Genomic DNA, 2,214 nt, shown 5'->3' on the forward strand with positions numbered 1-2,214 from the left:
CCCCTCGGCCGCGGCCCGCGGATCGCGGCCGTCGGCGGGCAGCGTATCGGCGGGGTCGGTGGTGGTGTCCCGGCCGTCGCCGGCGTCCTGGCCACCGGCCCCGGCCAGCGAGACGGCGGCGAGATCGGCGGGCTCGTCCAGCCCGTCGGACTCGGCTATCGCCGCGAGCCGGGCCGAGGTGTCCATGAAAGTGGAGTCGATGCGGTGCACCGCGCGGTAGAGGGGGAGCGCGGCGGCGCTGCGCCCGGTGCCCTCATGCGCGCGGGCGAGCCAGTAGCGCAGCTCCTTGCGCTGCGGCTGTTCGCTGCGACAGCGCATCAAGGCGGCGGCGAGCAGCGGCTCGGCCTGGCTGTACATCTCCAGCCGGACCCGCGCCATCCCGGCGAACAGACCCGCCTCGATGCCGAGGAACGGATCGTCCAGCAGCGGCTCGGTGTGGCGCACCAACTGCTCCCAGTCCTTGACCAGATAGGCGCGGCAGGCGTGCAGAAAGCGGGCCTGCGGATCGGCCTCCACCGGCGGGCAGCCGGCCAGCGCCCGGTCCAGCTCGGGCACATGGCGGCCGTCGAGCCAGTGCGAGGCGTGGGCCAGCAGCAGGTCCCGGCTGGTCTCCAGCACCGGCTGGACCCACCAGCCGAGCCAGTACCAGGAGTTGAGGGTGCGGCGGTGGCGGGCGCGCTGGTCGCCGAAGCGGTCGCGGTGCCGGTACATCCGCAGCAGCGCGGCCGCGGTGTCGGCCCGCAGCGCGTGCAGTCCGAGCCAGGCGTCGGCCATTCCGGGGTCGAGCCGGGTGGCGGCCCGGAACTCCTCCTCGGCCTGTGCGTACGCGCCCATCGTGTAGGCGTCGACGGCTCGCAGCCAGGCGAGGTCGGCCGGGGCGTGCGAACCTTGCGTGCCGAAATCCATCACGTCCCCCACAACCCCAGCCCCCGTGGATGCCGCAGGGGCGACTGCCCCTTTCGCATCGTACCTGCGCAGCCCGCATGGGCCGAGGGTGCCGCACTGTTGTTCGTCGCAATCACACAAGGTCGGGTAGGTGTGCGCGGGGGCGTGTAAGGGGCGCACAGGGCCCGGAAGGGTTCGTCACCCAGGGTGAGCGGGCGGCGGCGCAAAGCAGCGGAAAACCGGCCCCAGACAGGACGAAGCCCCCGATCACGGGGGAACAACCGGGGGCTTCGCGTTGTGGGACGACTCGTACGAGTCGCACATTGAGAACGTAAGACCTGTATGGGCCCCAGGTCAAGCCGAGTTGGGGTACGCGTCATGCGTCGGGTGCGGGCCTCGGGCCCGGTCGGGAGCGCCGGTTCACGCTGTGTGAGGCCAGGGCGCGTCTCCGTCGTTCGCCGCGGGTCCCGGTAGCACCTCATACCCCTCCTTTCGCTGCACAACCAACGTTCCGGCGTACGGGCGGGAGGGATCGGCGGCGAAGTGCGCACGCTCGGCGGGCAGCCATCCGTCCCAGAATGCGGACAGTTCCGGGCCGTCCCGCAACTGTCCGCGCCGCCAGGAGTCCCGCTCCGGCAGATCCATCCACAACAGCCGTGCCAGCCGCGGGCGCACCGCCCGGCGGCCGCTGCCCACGCCCTCCAGCAGCACGACCGGCGCGGGATCCAGCCGCCGCCGGGCGGTGGCGAAGCGGCGCTCCACCCAGTCGTACGGGGCGTAGTGCGCGGCGGTGCCCCGGGCCAGCGGGGTAAGGACCTCGTTCCGCAGCCGCCCGTCCCAGCCGAAGAGCTGCTCATGGGTGGCGAAGTCGTCCGTGTGCAGCACGGGGGCGCCGCCGAGCGCCTCGGCGAGCCGCCCGGCGAAGGTGGTCTTCCCGGAGCCGGCGTGACCGTCGACCGCGACCAGCCGGACCGGCCCGCAGGACGGCGGCAGCGCACGCAGGCGCCGCGCCAGCGCGTCCAGGCCGCCAACCGATGGGTATGTTCGCATCGGGGACCACCATACGGCCCTTCCGGCTCGTTCACTCCATTGGTTCACACCAATATTGATGGCGCGGGTAGCGGGGGAATCACTGGCCTGAGACCACTCGCAGCGGCCATAGTTGTGCGACTGTCGCGCACCCGCCGCCCACTGGACTGGACGACGACTGGGGGAACCCCGCATGACCGGATCTGGATCCACGCCTCGCCGCTCCGTGCTCGCCGCCGCGCTCGGTGTCGCGGGCGCCGCCGCCGTCACCACGACGGCCGCGACCGCCGGGACGGCCCG

General features: G+C 72.9%; 2 protein-coding genes. Both read right to left on the bottom strand.

The annotated features are described in order from the left end of the window. Nucleotides 1-906: tetratricopeptide repeat protein (locus KN815_RS48760; RefSeq protein ID WP_507229942.1), on the bottom strand; the 906-nt coding region annotated here is incomplete at its 3' end. A gap of 399 nt (nucleotides 907-1,305) precedes the next feature. Further along, the gene (locus KN815_RS48765) at nucleotides 1,306-1,935 is read right to left on the bottom strand and encodes a uridine kinase family protein (RefSeq protein ID WP_216348156.1); all 630 of its coding nucleotides are present in this window, start codon (nucleotides 1,933-1,935) and stop codon (nucleotides 1,306-1,308) included. Between the last annotated feature and the right edge of the window lie 279 nt (nucleotides 1,936-2,214).

The organism is Streptomyces niphimycinicus, from assembly GCF_018883605.1.
Taxonomy (GTDB): domain Bacteria; phylum Actinomycetota; class Actinomycetes; order Streptomycetales; family Streptomycetaceae; genus Streptomyces; species Streptomyces niphimycinicus.

Excerpts from the sequence above, each read along its gene's own strand:
- KN815_RS48765 (WP_216348156.1), bottom strand. The coding sequence starts at position 1,935 with ATGCGAACATACCCATCGGTTGGCGGCCTGGACGCGCTGGCGCGGCGC.